General features: G+C 68.3%; 20 protein-coding genes. 13 read left to right on the top strand and 7 right to left on the bottom strand.

Annotated features, from left to right (window positions below):
- The first annotated feature begins 316 nt into the window (after positions 1-316).
- A complete protein-coding gene (locus IO24_RS0120925; protein WP_031137689.1) occupies positions 317-1654 on the top strand; it encodes an MATE family efflux transporter in 1338 nt (445 codons plus the stop codon).
- Positions 1655-1827: 173 nt separating this feature from the next.
- Here the strand turns inward: IO24_RS0120925 and rplI are convergent, their stop codons facing one another.
- The 4 genes from rplI to rpsF all read right to left on the bottom strand — a co-directional run bounded on the left by rplI (position 1828) and on the right by rpsF (position 3539).
- Positions 1828-2274, bottom strand: coding sequence for a 50S ribosomal protein L9 (rplI, locus tag IO24_RS0120920; RefSeq protein WP_031137688.1), 447 nt, complete (start codon positions 2272-2274; stop codon positions 1828-1830).
- A gap of 18 nt (positions 2275-2292) precedes the next feature.
- Positions 2293-2529, bottom strand: coding sequence for a 30S ribosomal protein S18 (gene rpsR, locus IO24_RS0120915; protein WP_003949403.1), 237 nt, complete (start codon positions 2527-2529; stop codon positions 2293-2295).
- A 45-nt stretch (positions 2530-2574) separates the two neighbouring features.
- Complete coding sequence (locus IO24_RS0120910; protein ID WP_031137687.1) at positions 2575-3177, bottom strand: single-stranded DNA-binding protein; 603 nt, start codon at positions 3175-3177, stop codon at positions 2575-2577.
- 71 nt (positions 3178-3248) lie between these two features.
- Positions 3249-3539: a 30S ribosomal protein S6 gene (gene rpsF, locus IO24_RS0120905; RefSeq protein WP_030847098.1), complete on the bottom strand. Its 291-nt coding sequence runs from the start codon at positions 3537-3539 to the stop codon at positions 3249-3251.
- Positions 3540-3803: 264 nt separating this feature from the next.
- Between rpsF and IO24_RS0120900 the strand changes: the two genes are divergently transcribed.
- From IO24_RS0120900 to IO24_RS0120890, 3 genes are all read left to right on the top strand, one after another.
- Positions 3804-4109, top strand: coding sequence for a hypothetical protein (locus IO24_RS0120900; RefSeq protein ID WP_031137686.1), 306 nt, complete (start codon positions 3804-3806; stop codon positions 4107-4109).
- A gap of 168 nt (positions 4110-4277) precedes the next feature.
- Positions 4278-5399 (top strand): peptidoglycan bridge formation glycyltransferase FemX, encoded by a 1122-nt coding sequence (femX, locus tag IO24_RS0120895; protein ID WP_031137685.1) that lies wholly within the window; start codon positions 4278-4280, stop codon positions 5397-5399.
- Positions 5400-5481: 82 nt separating this feature from the next.
- Entirely contained in the window at positions 5482-6513 is a 1032-nt protein-coding gene (locus IO24_RS0120890) for an alanine racemase (RefSeq protein ID WP_031137684.1), read from the top strand.
- A 133-nt stretch (positions 6514-6646) separates the two neighbouring features.
- On the opposite strand, the gene IO24_RS0120885 is transcribed toward IO24_RS0120890, so the two are convergent.
- Positions 6647-8161 carry a glycosyltransferase family 87 protein gene (locus IO24_RS0120885; RefSeq protein ID WP_031137683.1) on the bottom strand — a complete coding sequence of 505 codons (1515 nt, stop codon included), beginning with the start codon at positions 8159-8161 and terminating at the stop codon, positions 6647-6649.
- 124 nt (positions 8162-8285) lie between these two features.
- Positions 8286-10940, bottom strand: coding sequence for a transglycosylase domain-containing protein (locus IO24_RS0120880; RefSeq protein ID WP_234335176.1), 2655 nt, complete (start codon positions 10938-10940; stop codon positions 8286-8288).
- 402 nt (positions 10941-11342) lie between these two features.
- Between IO24_RS0120880 and IO24_RS0120875 the strand changes: the two genes are divergently transcribed.
- The 4 genes from IO24_RS0120875 (at position 11343) to IO24_RS0120860 (ending at position 15141) form a co-directional block, all read left to right on the top strand.
- A complete protein-coding gene (locus IO24_RS0120875; RefSeq protein WP_031137681.1) occupies positions 11343-12026 on the top strand; it encodes a PadR family transcriptional regulator in 684 nt (227 codons plus the stop codon).
- Between the two features lie 44 nt (positions 12027-12070).
- Entirely contained in the window at positions 12071-13153 is a 1083-nt protein-coding gene (locus IO24_RS0120870) for an inositol-3-phosphate synthase (RefSeq protein WP_031137680.1), read from the top strand.
- A gap of 89 nt (positions 13154-13242) precedes the next feature.
- Positions 13243-14505, top strand: a complete 1263-nt coding sequence (locus tag IO24_RS0120865; RefSeq protein ID WP_031137679.1) for an MFS transporter — start codon at positions 13243-13245, stop codon at positions 14503-14505.
- Between the two features lie 123 nt (positions 14506-14628).
- On the top strand, positions 14629-15141 hold the full coding sequence (locus IO24_RS0120860; RefSeq protein ID WP_031137678.1) for a DUF1720 domain-containing protein: 513 nt from the start codon (positions 14629-14631) through the stop codon (positions 15139-15141).
- Positions 15142-15260: 119 nt separating this feature from the next.
- Here the strand turns inward: IO24_RS0120860 and IO24_RS0120855 are convergent, their stop codons facing one another.
- The gene (locus IO24_RS0120855) at positions 15261-16706 is read right to left on the bottom strand and encodes a CCA tRNA nucleotidyltransferase (protein ID WP_031137677.1); all 1446 of its coding nucleotides are present in this window, start codon (positions 16704-16706) and stop codon (positions 15261-15263) included.
- Between the two features lie 266 nt (positions 16707-16972).
- Here IO24_RS0120855 and IO24_RS0120850 point away from each other — a divergent pair, with 266 nt between their 5' ends.
- From IO24_RS0120850 to IO24_RS0120830, 5 genes are all read left to right on the top strand, one after another.
- A complete protein-coding gene (locus tag IO24_RS0120850; RefSeq protein ID WP_031137676.1) occupies positions 16973-19378 on the top strand; it encodes a DUF6049 family protein in 2406 nt (801 codons plus the stop codon).
- A 43-nt stretch (positions 19379-19421) separates the two neighbouring features.
- Positions 19422-21728, top strand: a complete 2307-nt coding sequence (murJ, locus tag IO24_RS0120845; RefSeq protein WP_031137675.1) for a murein biosynthesis integral membrane protein MurJ — start codon at positions 19422-19424, stop codon at positions 21726-21728.
- 139 nt (positions 21729-21867) lie between these two features.
- Positions 21868-23565, top strand: a complete 1698-nt coding sequence (locus tag IO24_RS0120840) for a protein kinase family protein (RefSeq protein WP_031137674.1) — start codon at positions 21868-21870, stop codon at positions 23563-23565.
- 27 nt (positions 23566-23592) lie between these two features.
- Entirely contained in the window at positions 23593-24318 is a 726-nt protein-coding gene (gene sigM, locus IO24_RS0120835; protein WP_031137673.1) for an RNA polymerase sigma factor SigM, read from the top strand.
- Positions 24315-25238 (top strand): anti-sigma factor family protein, encoded by a 924-nt coding sequence (locus IO24_RS0120830; protein WP_031137672.1) that lies wholly within the window; start codon positions 24315-24317, stop codon positions 25236-25238. The genes sigM and IO24_RS0120830 overlap by 4 nt, the downstream gene beginning before the upstream one ends.
- Positions 25239-25304 lie beyond the last annotated feature (66 nt).

Here is a 25304-nt window from a genome sequence, read left to right as displayed (position 1 = left end):
GGACCACCGTAGGCCTCTCTGCACCGTCAGCCAATCTGGTTATCCACAGGCCATGTGGACGACGACCCAGATGCTGTGGAGAACCCCGCGAAACCTGTGCACGACCCGGTGGACAGGCCTGTGAACAAGCAGCGGTCCTCACAAGAAGGGACGCCCTGACCTGCACCTTTGCCGTCCACCGGCTGTGCAGAAGAAAAACTTTCCCAACCGGCTCAAGATCGCCTCGAACAGTGCACAGGAGTGCGCACCCTGAGACGGAAAGTAAGGGTCACAAAAGCTTTGCATCTCTTACCTGTGGACGATTAGATTGGTGCACATGACACAGGCCCCCGCGCGCCGCCGAACCGGCCGGAGACAGCACGACCGAGAGATCGTCGCGCTGGCGGTGCCGGCCTTCGGCGCCCTCGTCGCCGAGCCCCTCTTCCTCATGACCGACACCGCCATCGTGGGCCATCTGGGTACAGCCCAACTCGCCGGTCTCGGCATCGCCTCGGCCCTGCTGATGACCGCCGTGAGCGTCTTCGTTTTCCTCGCCTACGCCACGACGGCGGCGGTTGCGCGCCGAGTCGGAGCGGGCGATCTCCCGGCCGCCATCCGGCAAGGTATGGACGGTATCTGGCTGGCACTGCTCCTCGGCGCCGCCGTCGTCGCCGCAGCGCTGCCGACGGCACCCCACCTCGTGGACCTCTTCGGCGCCTCGGATGCGGCAACCCCTTACGCGATCACGTATCTGCGCATCTCCGTGCTCGGCATACCGGCCATGCTCGTCGTTCTCGCCGCGACCGGTGTCCTGCGCGGCCTGCAGGACACCAAGACCCCGCTCTACGTGGCCGTCGCCGGCTTCGTTGCCAACGGCGCCCTCAACGCCGGGCTTGTCTATGGGGCCGATCTGGGGATCGCCGGTTCCGCGTGGGGCACCGTCATCGCTCAGTGCGGCATGGCCGCGGTCTACCTCGTGGTGGTTCTGCGAGGAGCACGCAAGCATGGTGCCTCGCTGCGTCCGGATGCCGCCGGGATCAGGGCCTCCGCACAGGCCGGTGTACCCCTGTTGGTGCGCACACTGTCCCTGCGGGCGATCCTGATGATCGCCACTGCGGTCGCCGCCCGTCTCGGGGATGCCGACATCGCCGCCCACCAGATCATTCTTTCTCTGTGGAACCTGCTGGCCTTCGCCCTCGACGCCATCGCCATCGCGGGGCAGGCCATCATCGGTCGCTACCTCGGAGCCGGTGACGCTCAGGGTGCCCGGGACGCATGCCGTCGCATGGTCGAGTGGGGTATCGCCGTCGGAGTCGTTCTCGGCGTTCTGGTGGTCATCGCCCGACCGGCGTTCCTGCCCTTGTTCACCAGTGACCCGACGGTCAAGGATGTGGCGCTGCCTGCCCTGATCATCGTCGCCCTGTCCCAGCCGATCTCCGGCATCGTCTTCGTCCTGGACGGAGTCCTGATGGGCGCCGGTGACGGCCCGTACCTCGCCTGGGCGATGCTGCTCACCCTGGCGGTGTTCACTCCGGTCGCTTTGCTGGTCCCCGTACTGGGCGGCGGGCTCACCGCCCTCTGGGCCACGATGACGCTGATGATGACCGTACGAATGCTGACCCTGTGGCTGCGCACCCGATCGGGCCGCTGGATCGTGACGGGTGCGACCCGCTGACCGTTTCACGTGAAACGCCGCCTGTTTCACGTGAAACACGGAGTGTTCCAGAGGAGCGCGGCGTTTCACGTGAAACACAGACGCCGCCCGGTGGACATGCATCCGGCAGACACGAATGGGGCCGCACCCCACAGGGTGCGGCCCCATCGCTTACTGCTTCAGCAGCGCGGCACTCAGGCCGCGACGACCTCGATGTTCACCTTGGCGGCAACCTCGGGGTGCAGACGCACGGACGTCTCGTGAGCGCCCAGCGTCTTGATCGGCGAGCCGAGCTCGATGCGGCGCTTGTCGACCTCGGGACCACCGGAGGCCTTGATCGCGGAAGCGATGTCGGCCGGGGTGACGGAACCGAAGAGACGACCGGCGTCGCCGGAGCGAACGGCCAGACGGACCTTGACGCCCTCGAGCTGGGCCTTCACCGTGTTGGCCTGCTCGATGGTCTGGATCTCGTGGATCTTGCGAGCACGACGGATCTGCTCGACGTCCTTCTCGCCACCCTTGGTCCAGCGGATAGCGAACTTCCGCGGGATCAGGTAGTTGCGAGCGTAACCGTCCTTGACGTCGACGACGTCGCCCGCGGCACCGAGGCCGGAGACCTCGTGGGTGAGGATGATCTTCATGAGTCGGTCACCCTTCCCTTATCGCGCGGTGGACGTGTAGGGCAGCAGCGCCATCTCACGGCTGTTCTTCACGGCCGTGGCGACGTCACGCTGGTGCTGCGTGCAGTTGCCGGTCACGCGGCGGGCACGGATCTTGCCGCGGTCGGAAATGAACTTCCGCAGCATGTTCGTGTCCTTGTAGTCCACGTACGTGACCTTGTCCTTGCAGAATGCGCAGACCTTCTTCTTCGGCTTGCGCACAGGCGGCTTAGCCATGGTGTTTCTCCTGTGTGATCAAGAAGTGTGAGTGCGAACCCGTCCTTAGAAGGGGGGCTCGTCCGAGTAGCCGCCGCCGCTGCCGCTGCCGCCGCCGGAGTTTCCACCCCAGCCGCCGCCACCGCCCTGGTTGCCACCGGCGGGAGCGCCGGTCGCCCACGGGTCGTCGGCGGGAGCGCCGCCGCCCTGCTGGCCGCCACCGGGGCCGCCGCCCCAGCCGCCGCCACCCTGGCCGCCACCGCCTCCGCCGCCGAAGCCACCCTGGCCGCCCTGGCCACCGCGGCCGGTGGTCTTGGTGACCTTGGCCGTGGCGTTGCGCAGGCTGGCGCCGACTTCCTCGACGTCCAGCTCGTAGACCGTGCGCTTGACACCCTCACGGTCCTCGTAGGACCGCTGCTTCAGCCGGCCCTGCACGATGACGCGCATGCCTCGCTGGAGCGACTCGGCGACGTTCTCCGCCGCCTGACGCCAGACCGAGCAGGTCAGGAAGAGGCTCTCGCCGTCCTTCCACTCGTTCGTCTGGCGGTCGAAGGTGCGGGGGGTGGACGCGACACGGAACTTCGCGACCGCCGCACCGGAGGGGGTGAAGCGCAGCTCGGGGTCGTCGACAAGATTGCCGACGACCGTGATGACGGTCTCGCCTGCCATGGGGGAACCTCTCGGCGGGTTTGCTCTGGCTGCTTGCTACTCGAATCCCGGGATCAGCTGAGCTGGGAAGCTCAGTGGGTCTCGGGGCGGAGGACCTTGGTCCGGAGGACCGACTCGTTCAGGTTCATCTGGCGGTCGAGCTCCTTGACGACCGCAGGCTCGGCCTGCAGGTCGATGACCGAGTAGATGCCCTCGGGCTTCTTCTTGATCTCGTACGCGAGACGACGACGGCCCCAGGTGTCGACCTTCTCGACCTTTCCGCCGCCGTCACGGACGACAGAGAGGAAGTTCTCGATCAGCGGAGAGACAGCGCGCTCCTCGACCTCGGGGTCGAGGATGACCATCACCTCGTAGTGACGCATGTGGAACCCACCTCCTTTGGACTCAGCGGCCACGGTCGTTCCGTGGCAGGAGGGTTGTGATGCGTAGCAACGGTATCGGCCACCACTGACAGCCGGGGCTTCTGGCGAGAAGCCCCTTGCCATGACATGGGCAGACACCGGTGCGGACGGTACAGAGTACCCGCACAGCGGCTTGCGGTTGAAATCCGGCCTCCAGGGCAGCCAATCTGTACCCATCGGGTGTGTATGGCGCTACGATGCGCCGACTTTCGCAGGAGGTGCCCTATGGCACAGGCATTGCGACCGAACACCGCCGGCGGCCTCTTCGCCTCGGACGGCAAGCCCCATCCCCTCCAGGACGCCCTGCTCGCGGTGACCCTGGTGCTGGGCCTCACGTCGTTCCTCACGGCGATCATCGACGACGACCTGCATCTGCTCAGCTCCTGGGCCGGCCTCGTGGGCATCTTCACGGGTGCGTACGGCCAGTGGATCTCGGAGACGACCCGGGAGCGCTTCGGTCTGATCCTGGGCCTGGGCGCATCGGGCGTCGGGTTCTTCCTGGGCATGGCGCACGGCGGCCTCATCGGCTGACACCGGGACACACCCTCATCCGAACACCGGGTCACGCCCCGGCCGGCCTCGGGCCGGGGCGAAGGTCCCGTACGCCCAACCGGCGCGCTCCCAAGGCGCAGTAGGCTTCGCGCGAGAGCCGGAGCCCCTGTACCCATGGGGACACACCAGCCCGAGGAGCGCCCCGAAATGAGCCTGACCCTGAGGACCATCAGTCGCGAGCAGCATCTGGCTTACATCCAGAGCCTGCCGTCGGCGAGCCACATGCAGGTCCCGGCCTGGGCTGACGTCAAGGCGGAGTGGCGCTCCGAGAACCTCGGCTGGTTCGATGACCGCACCGGTGAGATGGTCGGTGCCGGTCTGGTCCTCTACCGGCAGCTTCCCAAGATCAAGCGCTACCTCGCCTACCTCCCCGAGGGCCCGGTCATCAACTGGTTCGCGCCGAATCTGCAGGAATGGCTCGAACCGATGCTGGCGCACCTGAAGCAGCAGGGGGCCTTCTCCGTGAAGATGGGCCCGCCGGTGATCATCCGGCGCTGGGAGGCCCCCTCCATCAAGCAGGGCATCCAGAACCCGGACGTCAAGCGCCTGCGTGACATCGAGGCCGACCACATCGAGCCGCGCGCCTTCGAGGTGGCCGACAAGCTGCGCCGCATGGGCTGGCAGCAGGGCGAGGACGGCGGCGCCGGCTTCGGGGACGTCCAGCCCCGCTACGTGTACCAGGTGCCGCTGGCGAACCGCTCCCTGGAAGAGGTCCACAAGAACTTCAACCAGCTCTGGCGCCGCAACATCAAGAAGGCCGAGAAGGCCGGCGTCGAGGTCGTCCAGGGCGGTTACCAGGACCTCGAGGAGTGGCAGCGGCTCTACGAGATCACGGCCGTGCGCGACCACTTCCGGCCGCGCCCGCTCTCGTACTTCCAGCGCATGTGGACGGCCCTCAACACCGAGGACCCCAACCGCATGCGGCTGTACTTCGCCCGGCACAACGGCGTGAACCTGTCGGCCGCGACGATGCTGATCGTCGGCGGGCACGTCTGGTACTCCTACGGCGCCTCCGACAACATCGGCCGCGAGGTCCGGCCCTCGAACGCGATGCAGTGGCGGATGCTGCGCGACGCCTACGCGCTCGGCGCCACCGTCTACGACCTGCGCGGCATCTCCGACTCGCTGGACGAGACCGACCACCTCTTCGGCCTGATCCAGTTCAAGGTGGGTACCGGCGGCCAGGCGGCCGAATACCTCGGCGAGTGGGATTTCCCGCTGAACAAGCTGCTGCACAAGGCGCTCGACATCTACATGTCGCGCCGCTGATGTCCCGTTCAGTGCTTCTATACCTCTGAACACACGGCAACCGCCGATACACGGCACCGCGAGAAAGGTTCCAGGTCCGGCCATGGCGCTCACGCTCTACGTCGACACCGCGCGCTGGCGTGCGCACCACAAGCACGTACAGGAGCAGTTCCCGGGCCTCGTGCCGGTCTGCAAGGGCAACGGCTACGGCTTCGGGCACGAGCGGCTGGCGGAGGAGGCCACGCGGCTGGGCTCGGACGTCCTCGCCGTCGGCACGACGTACGAGGCCGCCCGGATCAAGGACTGGTTCGGCGGGGATCTGCTGGTGCTGACGCCGTACCGGCGCGGCGAGGAGCCGGTGCCGCTGCCGGACCGGGTCATCCGCTCCGTCTCGTCGATAGACGGCGTGTACGGCCTGGTCGGTGCCCGCGTGGTGATCGAGGTCATGTCCTCGATGAAGCGGCACGGCATCAGCGAGCAGGACCTGGCGCAGTTGCACGCCGCCATCGAGAACGTCCGCCTGGAAGGCTTCGCCCTTCACCTGCCGCTGGACCGCACCGACGGCTCCGACGCCGTCGAGGAGGTCATCGGCTGGATGGACCGGCTGCGTGCGGCCCGGCTGCCGCTGCACACCATGTTCGTCAGCCACCTCAAGGCCGAGGAACTCGCCCGGCTCCAGCAGCAGTTCCCGCAGACCCGCTTCCGGGCCCGTATCGGCACGCGGCTGTGGCTGGGGGATCACGATGCCACCGAGTACCGCGGCGCGGTCCTGGACGTCACGCGCGTAGCCAAGGGTGACCGCTTCGGCTACCGGCAGCAGAAGGCCGCCTCCGACGGCTTCCTGGTCGTCGTGGCGGGCGGTACGTCGCACGGAGTGGGTCTGGAGGCCCCCAAGGCGCTGCACGGCGTCATGCCACGCGCCAAGGGCGTCGCGCGCGCCGGCCTCGCGACGGTGAACCGGAACCTTTCTCCGTTCGTCTGGGGCGGCAAGCAGCGCTGGTTCGCGGAGCCGCCGCACATGCAGGTCTCGATCCTGTTCGTGCCGGCGGACGCGCCGGAGCCGCAGGTCGGCGACGAACTGGTGGCCCATCTGCGGCACACCACCACGCAGTTCGACCGGATCATGGACCGCTGACCGGCGCGACGTACCGGACGTCGCCGAGCGCCGACTCCGGGTCGCGCGGCGCAGCACACAGCAAGAAGGCCGTACACGGCTTCCCGTGTACGGCCTTCGGCGTCTCGCGGTCACGGCATCTCGCGCCGTTCGCTCAGAGCGAACCGCCGCCTGTAGCGCCCGGCTTGCCCCACTCGACCGGTGGCCCGTCGAACTGGGCGGTCACGTGCCGCTGGGGGCGAACCGCGGGCCCGAAAACGAAGACGTCCTCAGCTCCGTCGAGCACTCCGCCCGAGGGGTCGTCGTCACCGGACCGCCGCACCGGATCCCGCTCCGGCATGAAGATGTCGCGCACGACCATCACGCACAGGTACAGCGTCCCCAGCAGATGCAGGCCGATGGCCCAGTGGTATCCGTCGGTGGGCAGCCCCTTGTGAGCCTCTCCGCTGGTCGTGTACGCCAGGTACAGCCAGATCCCCAGGAAGTACGCCACCTCGCAGGCCTGCCAGATCAGGAAGTCCCGCCACTTCGGCCGGGCGAGAGCGGCCAGCGGCACCAGCCACAGGACGTACTGCGGCGAGTAGACCTTGTTGGTGAGGATGAACGCCGCGACGATCAGGAAGGCGAGCTGGGCGAAGCGCGGGCGTCGCGGGGCGGTCAGGGCGAGCGCCGCGACAGCCGCGCAGGACACCAGCATCAGCAGGGTGGCCAGTGTGTTCACCGTGTCGGTGCTGAGCGGGTCGTCCGAGTTCTGGGCCATGATCAGCCAGAAGGATCCGAAGTCGACGCCCCGCTCCTGACTGAACGTGTAGAACTTCGACCAGCCCTCGAACGCGAAGAGCATCACCGGCCCGTTCACGACGATCCAGGCGACGATCGCACCGCCCAGAGCCGTCCCGAACTCACGCCATCTGCCCGCGCGCCAGCACAGAACCATCAGTGGCCCGAGGAGCAGGAAGGGGTAGAGCTTGGCGGCCGTGGCGAGGCCCAGCAGGACACCGAAGGCGAGGGAGCGGCCACGTGACCACATCAGCATCGCCGCGGCCGTCAGAGCGACCGCGAGCAGGTCCCAGTTGATGGTCGCCGTGAGCGCGGCGGCGGGCGCCAGGGCGACCAGCAGGCCGTCCCAGGGGCGTCGGGCGTGGGTGCGGGTCACGCAGACGGCGATGACGGACGCACACACCATGAGCATTCCGGCGTTGACCATCCAGTACCACTGCTCCTGGTCCTGGATGGTGCCGCTGCCGGGCGTGAGCCAGGAGGCGACCTCCATGAAGACACCGGTGAGCACCGGGTACTCCAGGTACTGCATGTCGCCGGGAAGCCTGTCGAAGTACGGCACGAGCCCATCGGCGAAGCCGCGCCCCTGGTAGAGGTGCGGGATGTCCGAGTAGCACGCATGCGTGTACTGGGAGCTGGCGCCGAAGAACCAGGCGCCGTTGTAGCAGGGCGCCTTCTGGACCAGTCCGAGGGCGAACATACCGATCGCCACCAGCGCGATCACCCGCACAGGAGTCCACCAGGACGCCCCGAGCAGGGCGCGCCGCCCGAGCGGGCCACCGATCAGCTCGCTTCCAGCCGCGGCGACCTCGTCCTCCTTGGTCGGCCGCACCGGCTCCGGCTCATGGACGCTCGCTTGCGTCGATTCTGCACTGGGCATGCCGCACATCCTGCCGTACGTGTCCAGCAATACGCCGAGGGCCGCCGTACCCGAAGGGGACGGCGGCCCTCGTTTCACGTGAAACACCCTCGCGTTTTACGTGAAACACCCAAGCCGGGCGATCTGTCGGCGGCTATCCCTCGGGGCCTCCGAAGATGCCTCCGTTGCCATTGCCTCTGCTGTTGCCGCCGGTCTCGGCTGTGCCGGTCGGTGCGGGCGGGGAGGACACGCCTCCGTCCGTTCCACCGTTCTCGGTGCCGCCGTTCTCCGTGCCACCGTCGTTCTCACAGCCGAAGAACCCGCAGGTGTCGCTCGGCGACGGCGACGGGGTCGAGCTCACCGTGGGTGTGGGGCTCGGCGACTCGGTCACGGTCTCGCTGGGCTCCACGCTGGGCGTCGGGGTCGGCGTCGGAGCCCCGACGGCGTCCTGGATGTCGCCGATCTTCTCGGCGTCCGGGAAGCCGGGATCGGGCTTGCCCTTCAACGCGGCCTTCATGTACTCGGTCCACACCTGCGTGGGAGTGTCACCACCGTGGATGGACTCCTCACCGGCCGTGCCGTTCATGGAGAGCAGCTTGGCACTCTTGGGATCCTCGCGGAACATCGCGACCGAGGTCGACAGCTGCTGGGTGTAGCCGACGAACCAGGCGGACTTGTTCTCGTCCGTGGTACCGGTCTTGCCGGCCGCCGTACGGCCCAGGGCCAGCGCGTTCTTAGCCGTACCGTTCTGGATGACGTTCTCCAGAACGTTTGTGACGTTGTGGGCCACGTTCTCGGGCATCGCCTGCGTGATCCTCGGCTTCTCGAAGCCTTCGACTTCCTGACCGTTGAACTTGACGCTGGTCACCGAGTACGGGGCGGCCTGCTTGCCCGATGCGGCGAACGTCGCGTAGGCATCGGCCATACGGATCGCACTGGGAGTCGACGTACCGAGCGCGAACGACGGGTTCAGCGTGGCGAAGCTGGCGTCCAGGATGCCGGACTTCTCGGCCACGTCCCGCACGTTCCTCATTCCCACGTCCATGCCGAGCTGCACGAACGGGGTGTTCACGGACTGCTCCATCGCCTTGCGCAGCGAGATGTAGCCCCAGGGACGGTCACTCTCGTTCTCCTGGAAGAAGGGAGTGTTGTCCTTCTTCAGGACATAGGAGCCGTCGTTGTTCCTGACCTTGAGATGGTCGTTGCCGTTGTACTTACTCAGCGGCGAGATCCCGACTCCGTCACTCCGATAAGTGCCGTGCTCCATCGCGGCGGCGAGCACGAACGGCTTCCACGTCGAACCGACGGGGACACCCGAGGTGTCCGCGTTGTTGTTGAAGTGGCCGTTCTCGTACCCCGCGCCTCCGTAGAGCGCGACGATCGCGCCGTCCTTGGGCTTCACCGACGCCGCACCGAACTGAACGTGCTTGTCCAGCTCACGGTTCTTCGGGTCGAGCTTCTCCTTCTCGACCTTCTTGACCGCCTTCGCCAGCGCCTCGACGTTGTCCTTCTTGAAGGTCGTCTTGATCTGGTAGCCGCCCAGGTCGAACTGCTTCTCGGAGATGTTGGAGTGGTTCAGGACGTACTTCTTGGCCGTGTCCACCAGGTACCCGATCTGGCCGCTCATGCCCTTGGACGCCTTACGGGGCTGGGGCATGGGGTACTTCTTGATCGCTTCCTGGTACTCCGCGTCCGTGATCCTCTTGTCCTTGTGCATCTGCTCGAGGATCCAGCCCCAACGGGCTTCCGAGCGCTTGCGGTTGGCGCCGGCGCTCGCAGTCTCGTCGATGCTCTCGTTGCCGGCGGGGTCGTAGTACGTCGGGCCCTTCAGAAGAGCGGCGAGGAAGGCACACTCGCTCGGCTTCAGTTCCTTCGCTTCCTTGCCGTAGTAGGCCTGGGCAGCGGCCTGGATGCCGTAGGCACCACGGCCGTAGTACGAGGTGTTCAGGTAGCCCTGGAGGATCACCGGCTTGGAGACCTTCGTGCCCACCTTGATGGAGATGAACATCTCCTTGAACTTACGGGTGAGCGACTGTTCCTGGCTCAGGTAGGTGTTCTTGACGAACTGCTGGGTGATCGTCGAACCGCCCTGCGTGTCACCGCCCCGGGCCATGTTCGCCAGAGCTCGGGCGATACCCATGGGGTCGACGCCCCTGTCCTGGTAGAAGGTCTTGTTCTCGGCCGAGATCACCGCCCACTGCATGGCCTTCGGGATCCGGTCGATCGTGACGTTCTGCCGGTTCTGGCCACTGCCCGCCGCGACCATCTGGCTGCCGTCGGCCCAGTAGTAGACGTTGTTCTGCGACAGGGCCGCAGCGTTCTCCTCGTTGGGGACGCCCACCATGGCGTACCCGATGCCCGCCACGGCCACCAGGCTGCCGAAGAACCCGATGCACAGGCCGGAGACGAGCTTCCAGGACGGCATCCAGCGCTGCCAGCCGTACTTGCCGGCCCGCGGATAGTCGATCAGCCGGTTCTTGTCGGGGACGGCGGCCGCGCGTCCTCTGCCCCTGCCGGGCCCGTTCGGGCCGCCAGGGCCGGCACGCCGGCCACCACGGGTCGGTTCGGCCGCTCTGCGGCGGCTGCCACCCGTGCTTCTCTGCGCCGCACGCCGGGCCTCGGCACGGCCGCCGTACTGACGCTCTTCACCCCCGGAGTCGTAGGTGTCCGACCCATAGGAGTCGGACGGAGACCCGGTGGCGCCTCGCGGTGCCGCGCGGCGGCCGGAGGACGAGCCGGACTGGCCGCGTCGGGCCGCGGCACGTCCGCCTCCCTGCGGCTGCGGCGGTTTGCGACGGTGCTCGCTCATCGAACGATTACTCCTCGGGCAGGCGCACCCCTGCGCGCCTGGAAACGGCGGCTGGTTTCCGGTCCCCCCGAAGTACGGATGCGGTCGGCTCCGCATTCATCGGTCCCGCATGCACCCGTACTACACCGACGACGACGACGCTCTCAGGCGTCACTCGGTTCCCGGTGATGTGCATGGCGCACAGACTACGCACCGTCAAACCCTGCCGAGCCCCAAACTTCACCTCAAATCAGGCAACTCGCGTCCGATGAATCGGTGATGTGATCCCGTTCACCCGACCCCCTCTTGTCGCATCCGGAAGGCCGTTCTATCGTCGTGATGTATCGAGTCGATACATCAGCTCGACACATCGGCCCGACACATCGGACTGACACATGCGCACCGCGGCGAGAGGAGGCGACGATGAGCCGGCGTTCCGGGATCCTCGAGTTCGCCGTACTCGGCCTGCTCCGCGAATCTCCGATGCACGGCTATGAGCTGCGCAAACGGCTCAACACATCGCTGGGCGTGTTCCGTGCGTTCAGCTACGGGACGCTCTACCCCTGCCTCAAGACGCTGGTCGCCAACGGCTGGTTGATCGAGGAACCGGGGAACACCGCCGAGGACGCCCTCGCCGCCCCCCTCACGGGTCGCCGCGCCAAGATCGTCTACCGGTTGACGGCGGAGGGTAAGGAGCACTTCGAGCAGCTGCTCTCGCAGACCGGGCCCGACGCGTACGAGGACGAAACCTTCGCAGCCCGTTTCGCCTTCTTCGGGCAAACCTCACGCGATGTCCGCATGCGCGTGCTGGAGGGCCGCCGCAGCCGGCTGGAGGAGCGGCTGGAGAAGATGAGCGCTTCCCTGGCCCGGACCCGGGAGCGCCTCGACGACTACACGCTCGAGCTCCAGCGCCACGGGATGGAGTCCGTGGAGCGCGAGGTGCGCTGGCTGAACGAGCTCATCGAGAGCGAGCGGGCGGGGCGGGACCTCAAGGGTCCGGCCACCGGTGAGCCCGCTTCGCGTGACACCACATCTGGAGCGTCGGGCGGCCTGCCCCGGCCGGGGGACGACCCCCGTCCGGATACGCCTGACGACACCGCCACGTGAGAGCCCGCTCAGGGCCTCACTCGTACACACAGGGAGCAACCGGAATGGGTTCGGTTCGCGTAGCCATCGTCGGTGTGGGCAACTGCGCCGCATCGCTGGTACAGGGAGTCGAGTACTACAAGGACGCCGATCCGGCATCCAAGGTGCCGGGCCTGATGCACGTCCAGTTCGGCGAGTACCACGTCCGCGACGTCGAGTTCGTCGCCGCGTTCGACGTGGACGCCAAGAAGGTCGGTCTCGACCTGGCGGACGCCATCGGCGCCTCCGAGAACAACACCATCAAGATCTGCGACGTACCCAGCACCGGCGTGACGGTCCAGCGCGGCCACACCCTCGACGGCCTCGGCAAGTACTACCGCGAGACCATCGAGGAGGCCGCCGAGGAGCCGGTCGACGTCGTCCAGGTCCTCAAGGACAAGCAGGTCGACGTCCTCGTCTGCTACCTGCCCGTCGGCTCCGAGGACGCGGCGAAGTTCTACGCCCAGTGCGCCATCGACGCCAAGGTCGCCTTCGTCAACGCCCTCCCGGTCTTCATCGCCGGCACCAAGGAGTGGGCGGACAAGTTCACCGAGGCGGGCGTCCCGATCGTCGGTGACGACATCAAGTCCCAGGTGGGCGCCACCATCACGCACCGCGTGATGGCGAAGCTGTTCGAGGACCGGGGCGTCGTCCTGGACCGCACCATGCAGCTGAACGTCGGCGGCAACATGGACTTCAAGAACATGCTCGAGCGCGACCGCCTCGAGTCGAAGAAGATCTCCAAGACGCAGGCCGTCACCTCGCAGATCCGCGACCGCGACCTGGGCGAGGGGAACGTCCACATCGGCCCGTCCGACTACGTCGCCTGGCTGGACGACCGCAAGTGGGCCTACGTCCGCCTCGAGGGCCGTGCCTTCGGTGACGTCCCGCTGAACCTGGAGTACAAGCTCGAGGTCTGGGACTCCCCGAACTCCGCCGGCGTCATCATCGACGCCCTGCGCGCCGCCAAGATCGCCAAGGACCGCGGCATCGGCGGTCCGATCCTGTCGGCGTCGAGCTACTTCATGAAGTCTCCGCCCGTGCAGTACTTCGACGACGAGGCCCGCGAGAACGTCGAGAAGTTCATCGCGGGTGAGGTCGAGCGCTGAGGCGCCGCAACTGATCGCTCCTGCCAGGGCTGTGAGGGTCCCCGGGTCATACGACCCGGGGACCCTCCCCGTATGTGAGGCTGGGCCCCATGGCCGTCGTCCGTGACCTGCGCGTCCTGCTGCGCTTCCAGGGCTTCCGGCGCCTGCTCGCCGTACGCCTGCTGTCCCAGGGTGCCGACGGCGTCTACCAGGTCGCGCTCGCCGCGTACGTGGTCTTCTCACCGGAGAAGCAGACCTCGGCGCCCGCGGTCGCCTCCGCGATGGCGGTGCTGCTGCTCCCGTACTCGCTCGTCGGCCCCTTCGCCGGTGTCCTGCTGGACCGCTGGCGGCGCCGTCAGGTCCTGCTGTTCGGCAGCCTGTTGCGCGCCCTGCTGGCCTCCGCGACGGCCCTGCTGATCATCAGTCCGGCTCCGGACTGGCTCTTCTACGTGTCGGCTCTGTGTGTCACCGCGGTCAACCGCTTCGTCCTGTCAGGCCTGTCCGCCGCTCTGCCGCGCGTGGTCGACGCCGAACGCCTGGTCATCGCCAACTCGCTCTCCCCGACCGCCGGAACACTGGCGGCGACCGCGGGCGGTGGCCTCGCCTTCGTCGTGCGTCTGGCGGTGGCGGACTCGGACGCCGCGGTGGTGCTCGTGGGAGCGGGCCTGTATCTGTGCGCCGCCCTGGCCTCGCTGAGCATGGCGCGGGAACTCCTCGGCCCCGACCGGCCCTTGGCGCGCGGGCGGATCAAGACGGCCCTCACGGGCACTGTCCGCGACCTCGTGGCCGGCGTACGTCATCTGGCCGCGCCACAGCGCCGGGGGGCCGCCTGGGCGCTCATGGCGATGTCGCTGATGCGGTTCTGCTACGGCGCTCTGCTGGTCATGCTGCTGATGCTGTGCCGGTACGCCCTCACCTCGACCACGGACGACGGACTCGCCCTGCTGGGACTGGCGTTGGGCGTGTCCGGCGCCGGGTTCTTCGCGGCGGCCGTGGTGACGCCCTGGACCGCGGGGCGGTTCGGACCGGACCGCTGGATCGTCGCCTGCGCGGGTGCCGCGGCGCTGCTGGAACCCGCTCTCGGGCTGCCGTTCGCCACCGCCCCGCTGCTGGCCGCGGCCTTCGTCCTGGGGCTGACCACTCAGGGCGCGAAGATCGCCACGGACACCATCGTCCAGTCCTCCGTCGAGGACGGATTCCGTGGCCGGATCTTCTCGGTTTACGACGTCCTCTTCAACGTTTCCTTCGTCGTCGCGGCCGTCGTCGCCGCCTTGATGCTGCCACCGGACGGCCGATCCGTGCCACTGGTGATCACGATCGCCGTTATCTACGCGGCAGTAGCTGTGACTATGAACCGTTTTGGCCGCCAGTAAGTGTCACATCAATGACACAGAGCCACGTCCGGCTACTGAGTTGTCAGTGGGGAGCGCTACCTTACGTGGGTCTTATCTCGCGACATGTTCGCGTCACTCACCATGCTTTAGGGGGACCCCCAAGTGACTACTCCGCCGCCCCAGGGCAACCCATTCGCACAGGGTCAGCCCGCGGCTGCACCTCAGGCTCCGTTCCCGCCCCAGGGCGGGTACCCGCAGCAGCCCGGGCAGCCCGGCTTCCCGCCCCAGGGCGCGGCTCCGTACGCTCCGGTCCCGCCGCAGCCGACCGGCCGCAAGCTCAGCTTCAAGACGATCAAGAACATCGCCATTGTCATCGCAGTGGCGAGCATTGCCATCGGCGGCTACATAACCAGCCGGGACGACGCCAACACGGCGGATGTCGGTGACTGCATGCACCGCGGCAGCAGCAGCGACAACAACCCGGACCTCGAGGTCGTGAAGTGCGACGACGCGAAGGCCCAGTTCAAGGTGCTGGCCAAGATCGAGGGCGCGTACCTCACGGAGACGCTGGCTTCCAGCAAGTGCGAGGCCGAGGCCAAGGACTTCCAGTACACGTACACCGAGAGCGGTGACGGCAAGGACTTCCTGCTCTGCCTGAAGGACTACAAGAAGTAGGCACAGACGACGAGGGGCGGTGTTTCACGTGAAACACCGCCCCTCGGTCTGCCTCCAGCAGGCCGCCTGTCTCCAAACGGGGTCATGTTTCACGTGAAACATGACCCCGTTTCATAGCCTCAGCTCTCCTGCCCGGCCCACCACTCCTTGAGCGCGGCCACGGCGGCGTCCTGCTCCATCGGCCCGTTCTCCAGACGCAGCTCCAGCATGTGCTGGTACGCGCGGCCGATGACCGGGCCGGGACCGACGCCGAGGATCTCCATGATCTGGTTGCCGTCCAGGTCGGGACGGATCGAGTCCAGCTCCTCCTGCTCCTGCAGCTTGGCGATCCGCTCCTCCAGCCCGTCGTACGCACGCGACAGAGCCACCGCCTTGCGCTTGTTGCGCGTGGTGCAGTCCGAGCGGGTCAGCTTGTGGAGACGGTCGAGGAGCGGGCCGGCATCACGGACGTAGCGACGGACCGCCGAGTCCGTCCATTCGCCGGTGCCGTAGCCGTGGAAGCGCAGGTGAAGCTCGACCAGACGGGAGACGTCCTTCACCAGCTCGTTGGAGTACTTCAGAGCCGTCATGCGCTTCTTGGTCATCTTTGCCCCGACCACCTCGTGATGGTGGAACGAGACCCGGCCGTCCTTCTCGAAGCGGCGCGTGCGCGGCTTGCCGATGTCGTGCAGCAGGGCGGCCAGGCGGAGGGTGAGGTCGGGACCGTCCTCCTCCAGCGCCATCGCCTGTTCCAAGACAATGAGGGTGTGGTCGTAGACGTCCTTGTGACGGTGGTGCTCGTCACGCTCCAGACGCAGAGCCGGCAGCTCGGGCACCACGCGTTCGGCGAGACCCGTCTCGACGAGCAGCGTCAGGCCCTTGCGCGGCTGCTGGGACAGGATCAGCTTGTTCAGTTCGTCCCGCACCCGCTCGGCCGAGACGATCTCGATGCGCCCGGCCATCTCCGTCATCGCCGTGATGACCTCGGGGGCGACCTCGAAGTCGAGCTGGGCCGCGAAGCGCGCGGCCCTCAGCATCCGCAGCGGGTCGTCCGAGAACGACTCCTCCGGGGTGCCGGGGGTGCGCAGCACACGCGCCGCGAGGTCCTCGAGCCCGCCGTGCGGATCCACGAACTCCTTCTCCGGCAGCGCCACCGCCATCGCGTTCACCGTGAAGTCACGGCGGACGAGATCCTCCTCGATGGAGTCGCCGTACGACACCTCGGGCTTGCGCGAGGTGCGGTCGTAGGCCTCCGAGCGGTAGGTGGTCACCTCGATCTGGTAGCCGCCCTTGTGGGCACCGACCGTGCCGAACGCGATCCCGACCTCCCAGACGGCGTCCGCCCACGGGCGCACGATCTTGAGGACGTCCTCGGGGCGGGCATCGGTGGTGAAGTCCAGGTCGTTGCCGAGCCGGCCCAGCAGCGCGTCCCGTACCGAGCCGCCGACAAGGGCGAGTGAGAACCCGGCCTCCTGGAAGCGGTGGGCGAGATCATCGGCGACAGGAGCGACCCGCAGCAGCTCACTCACCGCGCGGTGCTGCACCTGGCTCAGGGCACTGGACGTTTCTTCGTTGGCGTTCGGCACAACAGAAGAGGGTACGTGGCCCGGGCCGCCGCGACCTCCTCCTCTTCCGCATGCAGAACCATGGAGACACGTCCGGTATACGTCCACAAGCCCAGCTCATGAGCCGTAAAGAAGCGCTTTCCTCCATAGAGGGATATACCGGACAGCACGGTGTCGGCCCGCGATCTTGTGGAGCGGACCGCGGCACTTCCCCTCAGCGCGCATCGTTACCATGCGTGGACGCACATTCCGACGACCACTGACGACGACGAGGGACGGACGAGCGCGTGGCCGAGGCGGCAGACTTCCAGGGGGCCAGTGCCTCACCTGCCCGCCGCTTGCTGCGGCGCACCGGGGCACTGCTCGCCGGCGCGCCACTGCTGGCCGGACTCCTCCAGCTGCCCGCCGCGACGCCGGCGGGTGCGGCCGGACAGGAGTCCCTCCAGGCTGCCTCCAGCGCGGGCCCGGTCTCGGTCGCCGTCGACTCGCTCAGCCCCAGCGCCCCCTCGGAGGGGGACACGGTGACCGTGTCGGGCACGGTGACCAACAACGGCAAGCAGACCGTCACCGGCGCCCACGTCGACCTACAGGTGGGGCCGCCTCTCGAAACCCGCTCGGCGATCGACACCCTCGCCAAGAAGAGCGACGACCTCCAAGGGCCCTCCGGCGAAAAGGTCGGCGGCAAGTACACCGAGAAGTTCTCCGCGCTCACCCCCGGCGTCGCCGAGCCCTTCAGCATCTCCGTGCCGGCCGACAAGCTGGATCTCGGCAGTGACGGCGTCTACCAGCTGGCCGTCGCGCTCTCCGGGAAGACCGCGGCGCAGCCCTGGGACCAGGTTCTCGGCATCCAGCGCACGTTCCTGCCGTGGCAGCCGGCGGAGGCCGGCACCAAGACGAAGACCACGTTCCTGTGGCCGCTCGTCTCCAGCGCCCACATGGCGGCCGAAACAGGGTCGAACGAACAGCAGACGCCGGTCTTCCGCGACGACGAGCTCGCCGAAGAGATCGCCCCCGGCGGTCGCCTCGACCAGATGGTGTCGCTGGGCAAGGGCCTCGACGTCACGTGGGTGGTCGATCCGGACCTGCTGGCGTCCGTCGACGCGATGACGGGGAGCTATCAGGTCCGCAGTGCGGACGGCTCCACCACCCCCGGCAAGAACCAGGAGATCGCCAAGCACTGGCTGGCGGAGCTCCAGCAGGCGGTCACGGGCGAAGAGGTCGCCGCGCTGCCGTTCGGCGACCCGGACCTGGCCTCCCTCGCCCACAACGGCACAAGCGTCACCGGCTCGCTGAGCCACCTCAAGGAGGCCACCGACGCCGCCGAAGAGACGGTGGACACGATCCTCCACGTGAAACCGTCCACGGACTTCGTCTGGCCGGTGGACGGCGCCGTCGACCCGTCGATCGTGAAGGTCGCCACCTCCGCGGGCGCCGACAAGGTGATCACCCGAAGCGACAGCCTCCAGGACGACCTGTCGTACACGCCCTCCGCGGCCCGTCCCATCGGCGCCGGCACCACGGCGGTCGTCGCGGACTCGCGGATGTCCACGGCGTTCCATGGCGACCTGACCAAGGCCTCCTCCTCCACCCTCGCCGTGCAGCGTTTCCTGGCCCAGAGCCTGACGCTCGGCCTGCAGACGAGCAAGCAGCGCAGCGTCGTCGTCGCCCCCCAGCGCATGCCGTCCGTGAGCCAGGCGCAGGCCATGGCAGAGGCCCTGGCGACCCTCCAGGACGGGAACTGGTCCGAGTCGCAGGACCTCACGGCCGCCGCCAAGGCCAAGCCGGACCCCGCTGCCAACACGAAGGTGCCGTCGGCCTCGGCGTACCCCTCCTCGCTGCGCAAGCAGGAGCTGCCGCGGGCCGCCTTCGAGCAGATCGCCAGGACCCAGGGCAAGCTCGACAAGTTCAGGGTGATCCTCACCCGCCAGTCCCGGGTGGTGACCCCCTTCGGGCGGGCCATGAACCGCGAGATGTCCACATCGTGGCGTGGCCGGGGCATCGCGGCGGTGGGATACCGCGACGGCATCGAGTCGTACCTCAATGGGCTCATCGACGGGGTCAAGCTGATCCAGAAGTCGGAGACCAAGCTCTCCGGCCGCAGCGCCACGATTCCCGTCACCGTGCAGAACAACCTGGTCCAGGGCGTCGAACACCTGGAGCTACGGCTCACGTCGAAAAACCCCACACGACTCAAGATCGGCGGAGACGCCTACGAGGAGCAGCCCGTCACCGTCAACGGCGGCCACGCCCAGTCGGTGAAGTTCACCACGTCGGCCAACGCCAACGGCCGGGCGGAAGTCGTCGCCCAGCTGTACACGGAGGACGGCCAGAAGTACGGCGCCCCGGTCACCTTCGACGTGAAGGTCACCGAGGTCACGCCCACGGTGATGCTGGTCATCGGCGGTGGCGTCCTGCTCCTGGTCCTCGCGGGCTTCCGGATGTACACCCAGCGCAAGCGCGCAGCCGCCCGTGAGGCCTCCGAGGACGACATCGCCGAGGCGGACGGCGAGATCGACGGCCCGCAGAGCCAGATCGACACTCCGCAGAACCCGGAGGCCTCCGGCGTACGTCTCAAGGAGGAGTCCGACGCAGGCTCAGGGGCAGACGGCCCCGAGCAGCCGAGTGACCCGTCCCCGGACACCGCAGCGGAAAGCGCCGACCCGTCCGGCACGGGTGAGAGAGTGGACCGTTGAGAAATCGTGGCCGGTCGGCCCGGGACGATGAGGTGGGGTAACCATGAACGCGCCGTACGACGGTGACCGCGGTCGTGCCGCGGGCAGCTCGGGCTACCCCGATGCGGGCGGGCCCGAGGGTGCACCGCCCGAGCACGGCCAGGTGCCGCCGCAGCCGCCCGCGGACATCTACCTCCAGGACGCATACGGCCAGGACCCCTACCGGGCGCAGGACCTCTCCGCCCAGGACCCGGTCGGCGAGGCACTGTACGATCGCGCCGCGCACCCGCCGCCCGCTCCGGGCACGTATGAGCCGCAGCAGCAGCTGTACGGCCAGCCGCCGCAGTCCCCGTACGCGCCCGACCCACAGGTGTGGGCGCAGACGCCCGCGCCCGAGCCGGAGGGGCCGACGCGGCATCTGCCGTACGGCGACGATCCCCGCACCACCCAGTTCGTGGGCGTGGACGACCTCGTCTCCGGGGCGGGCGAGCCGCGCCAGGAGCCGGACGCGTTCGCGCACCTCTTCCGGGACCAGCAGCAGAGCAGCGGTCACCCGTCGTACGAGTCACCGTCGGTGCCCGGCCCTTCCCCAGCTCCGGGTCAGATGGGCCCGTACGCACCGCAGGGGCAGTACGCGGAGCCGGGACAGTACGCGGAGCCGGGACAGTACGCGGCGGCACCGCCCCTCGTGGACGAGACGCCGGCACCGGAGCCCGCCGCCTCGTCCGCCCCGAAGAAGAGCGGCCGCGCCGCGGGCCTGATGAAGTCCAGCGCCGTGATGGCGGCGGGCACGATGGTCTCCCGCCTCACCGGCTTCATCCGCTCCGCGCTGATCGTGTCGGCGCTGGGCGTCGGCCTCCTCGGTGACACCTTCCAGGTCGCCTACCAGCTGCCGACGATGATCTACATCCTCACCGTCGGTGGCGGCCTCAACTCGGTCTTCGTGCCGCAGCTCGTGCGCGCCATGAAGGAGGACGACGACGGCGGCGAAGCGTACGCCAACCGCCTCCTCACCCTCGTCATCGTGACGCTCGGCGCGCTCACCGCGCTCTCGGTCATCGGCGCGCCGCTCCTGATCCGTGTGCTGTCCGACCCGGTGGCCAGCGACCCGGCCGCGAACCAGGTCGCCGTGACCTTCGCCCAGTACTTCCTGCCCACGATCTTCTTCATGGGCATCCACGTGGTGATGGGCCAGATCCTCAACGCCCGCGGCAAGTTCGGCGCGATGATGTGGACCCCGGTCCTGAACAACATCGTCATCATCGTGACGCTGGGCATGTTCATCTACGTCTACGGCACCGCGGCCGACTCCGGGATGAAGACCACGAACATCCCGCCGGAAGGCCAGCAGCTGCTGGGCATCGGCGTCCTGCTCGGACTCGTGGTCCAGGCGCTCGCGATGATTCCCTACCTGCGCGAGACCGGCTTCCGGCTGCGGCTGCGTTTCGACTGGAAGGGCCAGGGCCTCGGCAAGGCCGTCACGCTGGCCAAGTGGACGGTCCTGTTCGTCCTCGCCAACCAGGCCGGCGCCATGATCGTCATCCAGCTGTCCACCGCGGCGGGCAAGGCCTCACCGGTCGACGGCACCGGCTTCGCCGCCTACGCCAACGCACAGCTGATCTGGGGCCTGCCGCAGGCCATCATCACGGTCTCCCTCATGGCCGCCCTGCTGCCGCGCCTGTCGCGCTCGGCGGCCGAGGGCGACGGGGGCGCCGTCCGCGACGACATCTCCCAGGGCCTGCGCACCACGGCGGTCGCGATCGTGCCGATCGCGTTCGGGTTCCTCTCCCTCGGCATCCCGATGTGCACGCTGATGTTCGGTTCCTCCGGCACCAGCGAGGCCACCAACATGGGCTTCATGCTGATGGCGTTCGGTCTCGGTCTGATCCCGTACTCGGTGCAGTACGTGGTCCTGCGTGCCTTCTACGCCTACGAGGACACCCGAACCCCCTTCTACAACACAGTCATCGTGGCCGCCGTCAACGCGGGCGCCTCGGCGATCTGCTACTTCGTCATCCCGTCCCGCTGGGCCGTGGTCGGCATGGCCGCCTCGTACGGCCTGGCCTACGCGATCGGCGTCGGCGTCGCCTGGCGCCGACTGCGCAAGCGGCTCGGCGGCGACCTCGACGGCGCCCGCGTCCTGCGGACTTACGCCCGGCTGTGCATCGCGTCGGTCCCGGCCGCCCTGCTCAGCGGCGCGACCTGCTATGGCGTCGGGCACTCGCTCGGCCAGGGCCCCGCGGGCTCGCTCGCCGCGGTCCTGGCAGGCGGTGCCGTGCTGCTCGGGGTCTTCTTCGTCGCCGCCCGTCGCATGCGCATCGAGGAACTCAACTCGCTGGTCGGCATGGTCCGCGGACGCCTGGGACGCTGAGTCGGGGGGTAGGCGCACAACCATCGTCAGCCACCGCGTGTCGTGCATAGCGGCGGACTGTGGGCACAATTGGTTTCGGCTTCGGACGGCGCGCACTGGATGCGGCCGGCGCGCAATGGATGGGGAGGCAGGAACGACGGTGGCGGAACGGAGTACGGCTGCCGTCGACGTGGCAGACAACAGCGACGAGACGTCGCTGACCGCGCAGGCGGACCAGTCCACGGCCGACGGGGTGGCCAAGAACCGGGAGCGGAACACGGACAGCGACGAGGTACAGGAGAGCACCCTGACCGACGGTGCCGGAACGACCTCGCCGCCCGAGCTGCACAGTGGTCACAAGCTCGCCAGACGCTACCGTCTCGAGGAGTGCGTGACCCGTCTGGACGGTTTCAGCAGTTGGCGGGCCGTGGACGAGAAGCTCCGCCGTGCCGTCGGCGTGCACATCCTGCCCGCCGACCACTCGCGGGCCCGTTCCGTGCTGGCGGCCGCCCGTTCCTCCGCCCTCCTGGGTGACCCGCGCTTCGTCCAGGTGCTGGACGCGGTGGAGGAGAACGACGTCGTCTACGTCGTCCACGAGTGGCTTCCCGACGCGACGGAACTGACCACGCTCCTCGCCTCCGGGCCCCTGGAGCCCTACGACGCCTACCAGATGGTCAGTCAGGTCTCCTCCGCCATGGCCGCAGCCCACCGTGAGGGACTCGCCCATCTGCGGCTGAACCCCAACGCCGTGCTGCGCGCCTCGACCGGTCAGTGGCGCATCCGCGGCCTCGCCGTGAACGCCGCCCTGCGCGGCGTCGCGTCCGACACCCCGCAGCGCACCGACACCGAGGCCATCGGCGCCCTGCTGTACGCGGCGCTCACGCAGCGCTGGCCGTACGAGAGCGACGCCTACGGTCTGTCGGGCCTGCCGAAGGACATCGGCCTGATCGCGCCCGACCAGGTGCGGGCCGGCGTGCACCGCGGCCTGTCCGAGCTCTCCATGCGCGCGCTCGCCAACGACGGTGCCACCGCCTCCCGGCACGAGTCGCCGTGCACCACGCCGGAGGAACTGGTGAAGGCGATCGGCGAGATGCCCCGCATCCGCCCGCCGGAGCCGGCCTTCACCGCCCCGCCCGAGTACCAGCGCACGACGTACCAGCAGGGCACGTACGGCCGTCAGTCCCCGCGCCCCGGCGTCACCCAGCCGGTCCCGACCCCGCCGCCCCCGCTCCAGAGCCGCACGGGCAAGGCCCTGAAGTGGGCCGTCTCCGCGCTCCTGATCGCCGCGCTGGGCCTCGGCAGCTGGCAACTGGCGGACGCGCTGATGGACCAGGGCGGCAAGAACGACGACCCGGGCCAGACGCAGACGAACGACGGGAACGACAAGAGCCCGAAGAAGCCTGCATCCGGCAAGCCCATCGCCATCAGCGGTGCCCGCGACTTCGATCCTCTCGGGGATCAAACAGAGAAGCCGTCAGACATAGGGAAGGTCTACGACAACAGCACGGCCACCTATTGGCAGACGGACTTCTACCTGAGCACGGACTTCGGCCGTCTGAAGTCGGGCGTCGGGATCATCCTCGACCTCGGTAAGACCCAGAACGTCGGGAAGGTGACCGTCACGTTCGAGGGGGACACCTCAGTCGAGCTCCGCAGCGCGAGCGCGAAGGCGGGCTCGGAGCCGACGTCCCTCGACGCCTACTCCACGGTGGCCGAAGGTTCGGGGACGACCGTCCAGCTCAAGCCCGGCAAGTCGCTCAAGAGCCGGTACCTCCTGGTATGGCTGACGAAGCTGCCGTTGCAGCCGGACGAAGGCAAGTGGCGCGGCAGGGTGGCGGACATCAAGGTGACCAGCTGACGGCATCTGCCTCGAGGAAGGAGGCCGATGGCAGACGGCACCGGATATGACGGAGTGAGCGATCAGGATCTGCTCGCCCGTCACGTCGAAGGCGACCCCGACACCTTCGGTGAGATCGTGCGGCGGCATCGCGACCGGCTCTGGGCCGTCGCCCTGCGGACGCTCGGCGACCGCGAGGAGGCCGCTGACGCCGTGCAGGACGCCCTCGTCTCCGCCTACCGGGCCGCCCACACCTTCCGGGGCCAGTCGGCCGTCACGACGTGGCTGCACAGGATCACGGTGAACGCCTGCCTGGACCGCGCCCGCAAGGCGGCCTCCCGGAAGACCTCGCCGGTCGAGGACACCGAGCGCTTGGAGCAGCTGCTGGAGCCGCACGAGTCGGCCTCGGCTCCTGCCGAGCGCAACGATCTCCACCGGCAGCTCATCGAAGCCCTGGGAACCCTGCCGGCCGATCAGCGTGCCGCGCTGGTCCTGGTGGACATGCAGGGTTACCCGGTCGCGGAGGCGGCCCGCATTCTCGACGTGCCCACCGGCACGGTGAAGAGCAGATGCGCGCGCGGAAGAGCCAGACTCTTGCCGCTGCTCACCCATCTACGACAGGACGGCAGCGGCGAGGGCAAGAACCCGGGCGGAGAACGGAACCGGACACAGAGGCCAGCCGTCCCACCCGCAGTGGGGCCACGCCGAGCGGGATCCCCGGACGCAGGACCGAGCGACTCAGCTGCAGTGAAGGGCGGAGGTGGACGAGCGTGACGTCGACGACAGACATGGCCGGGCACCCGGATGTCGCGGAGATCTCCGACCTCGCCGAAGGACTCCTCCCTCCAGCCCGGACCACCGACCTGCGCGGCCACCTGGACGAGTGCGAGCTCTGCGCGGACGTCTACGCCTCTCTGGAGGAGATCCGCGGGCTGCTCGGCACGCTGCCGGGTCCGCCGCGCATGCCCGCAGATGTGGCGGGCCGCATCGATGCCGCACTCGCCGCCGAGGCCCTGCTGAACGCCACAGGCCCGGAGTCCGCGGAGCGTCCCGAGCCGGTGAACGCTCTCCGATCCACGTCCGAGGACGACGGCGGCACGCGTGTTTCACGTGAAACATCGACACCCGTCGACCGGCCTGCCGGCCGTCCCCGTTCCTCCACCACCGGTCCGGGCCGCAAGGGCCGCACGCGCAGCGGACGCCGCAGGATCGCCGTCCTGGGGGCCGTCTTCACGGTGGCCACCCTGGGGCTCGGCTCCGTCCTGCTGTCGTCGCTCGGCGACAACAAGCCACCCCATGACACGGCGGGCGGACGGCAGACCACCGCCGCGGACACCTTCGCCGAGGGGAAGCTGCAGAAGCAGGTCACCGACCTCCTGTCCGAGAACAAGACCAAGGGCGGTGGCTCCCGCACCCCCTTCGGCGCAGCGACGGCCCCTGGCACCAACCAGCCCAAGGTCTTCAAGGACGTCGTGGTGCCCGGCTGCGTCCGCGACGGCATCGGACGCGACGACGCGGCCCTGGGCACCGAGAACGGCACCTACCAAGGGAAGAAGGCCATGCTCGTACTGCTTCCCGACGCTTCCGACGCCACTCGGGTCACCGCCTACATCGTCGACGCGACCTGTGTGGATCAAGCGTCGCCCACTGGCGCCGGCGAGGTGCTCTTGAAGCGCACGTATCCGTCCGCCTGAGCAACCGCTTCGTTCTTATCCCGTCGGACCACCGTGTGGCGCCGCATCTCCGTGTGCCCGGACACA

Source organism: Streptomyces flavovariabilis (assembly GCF_000725785.1).
Classification (GTDB): Bacteria; Actinomycetota; Actinomycetes; order Streptomycetales; family Streptomycetaceae; genus Streptomyces; species Streptomyces hawaiiensis.
Note: the sequence above shows the minus strand (reverse complement) of the source record. Positions and strands in the feature narration are given on the sequence as shown.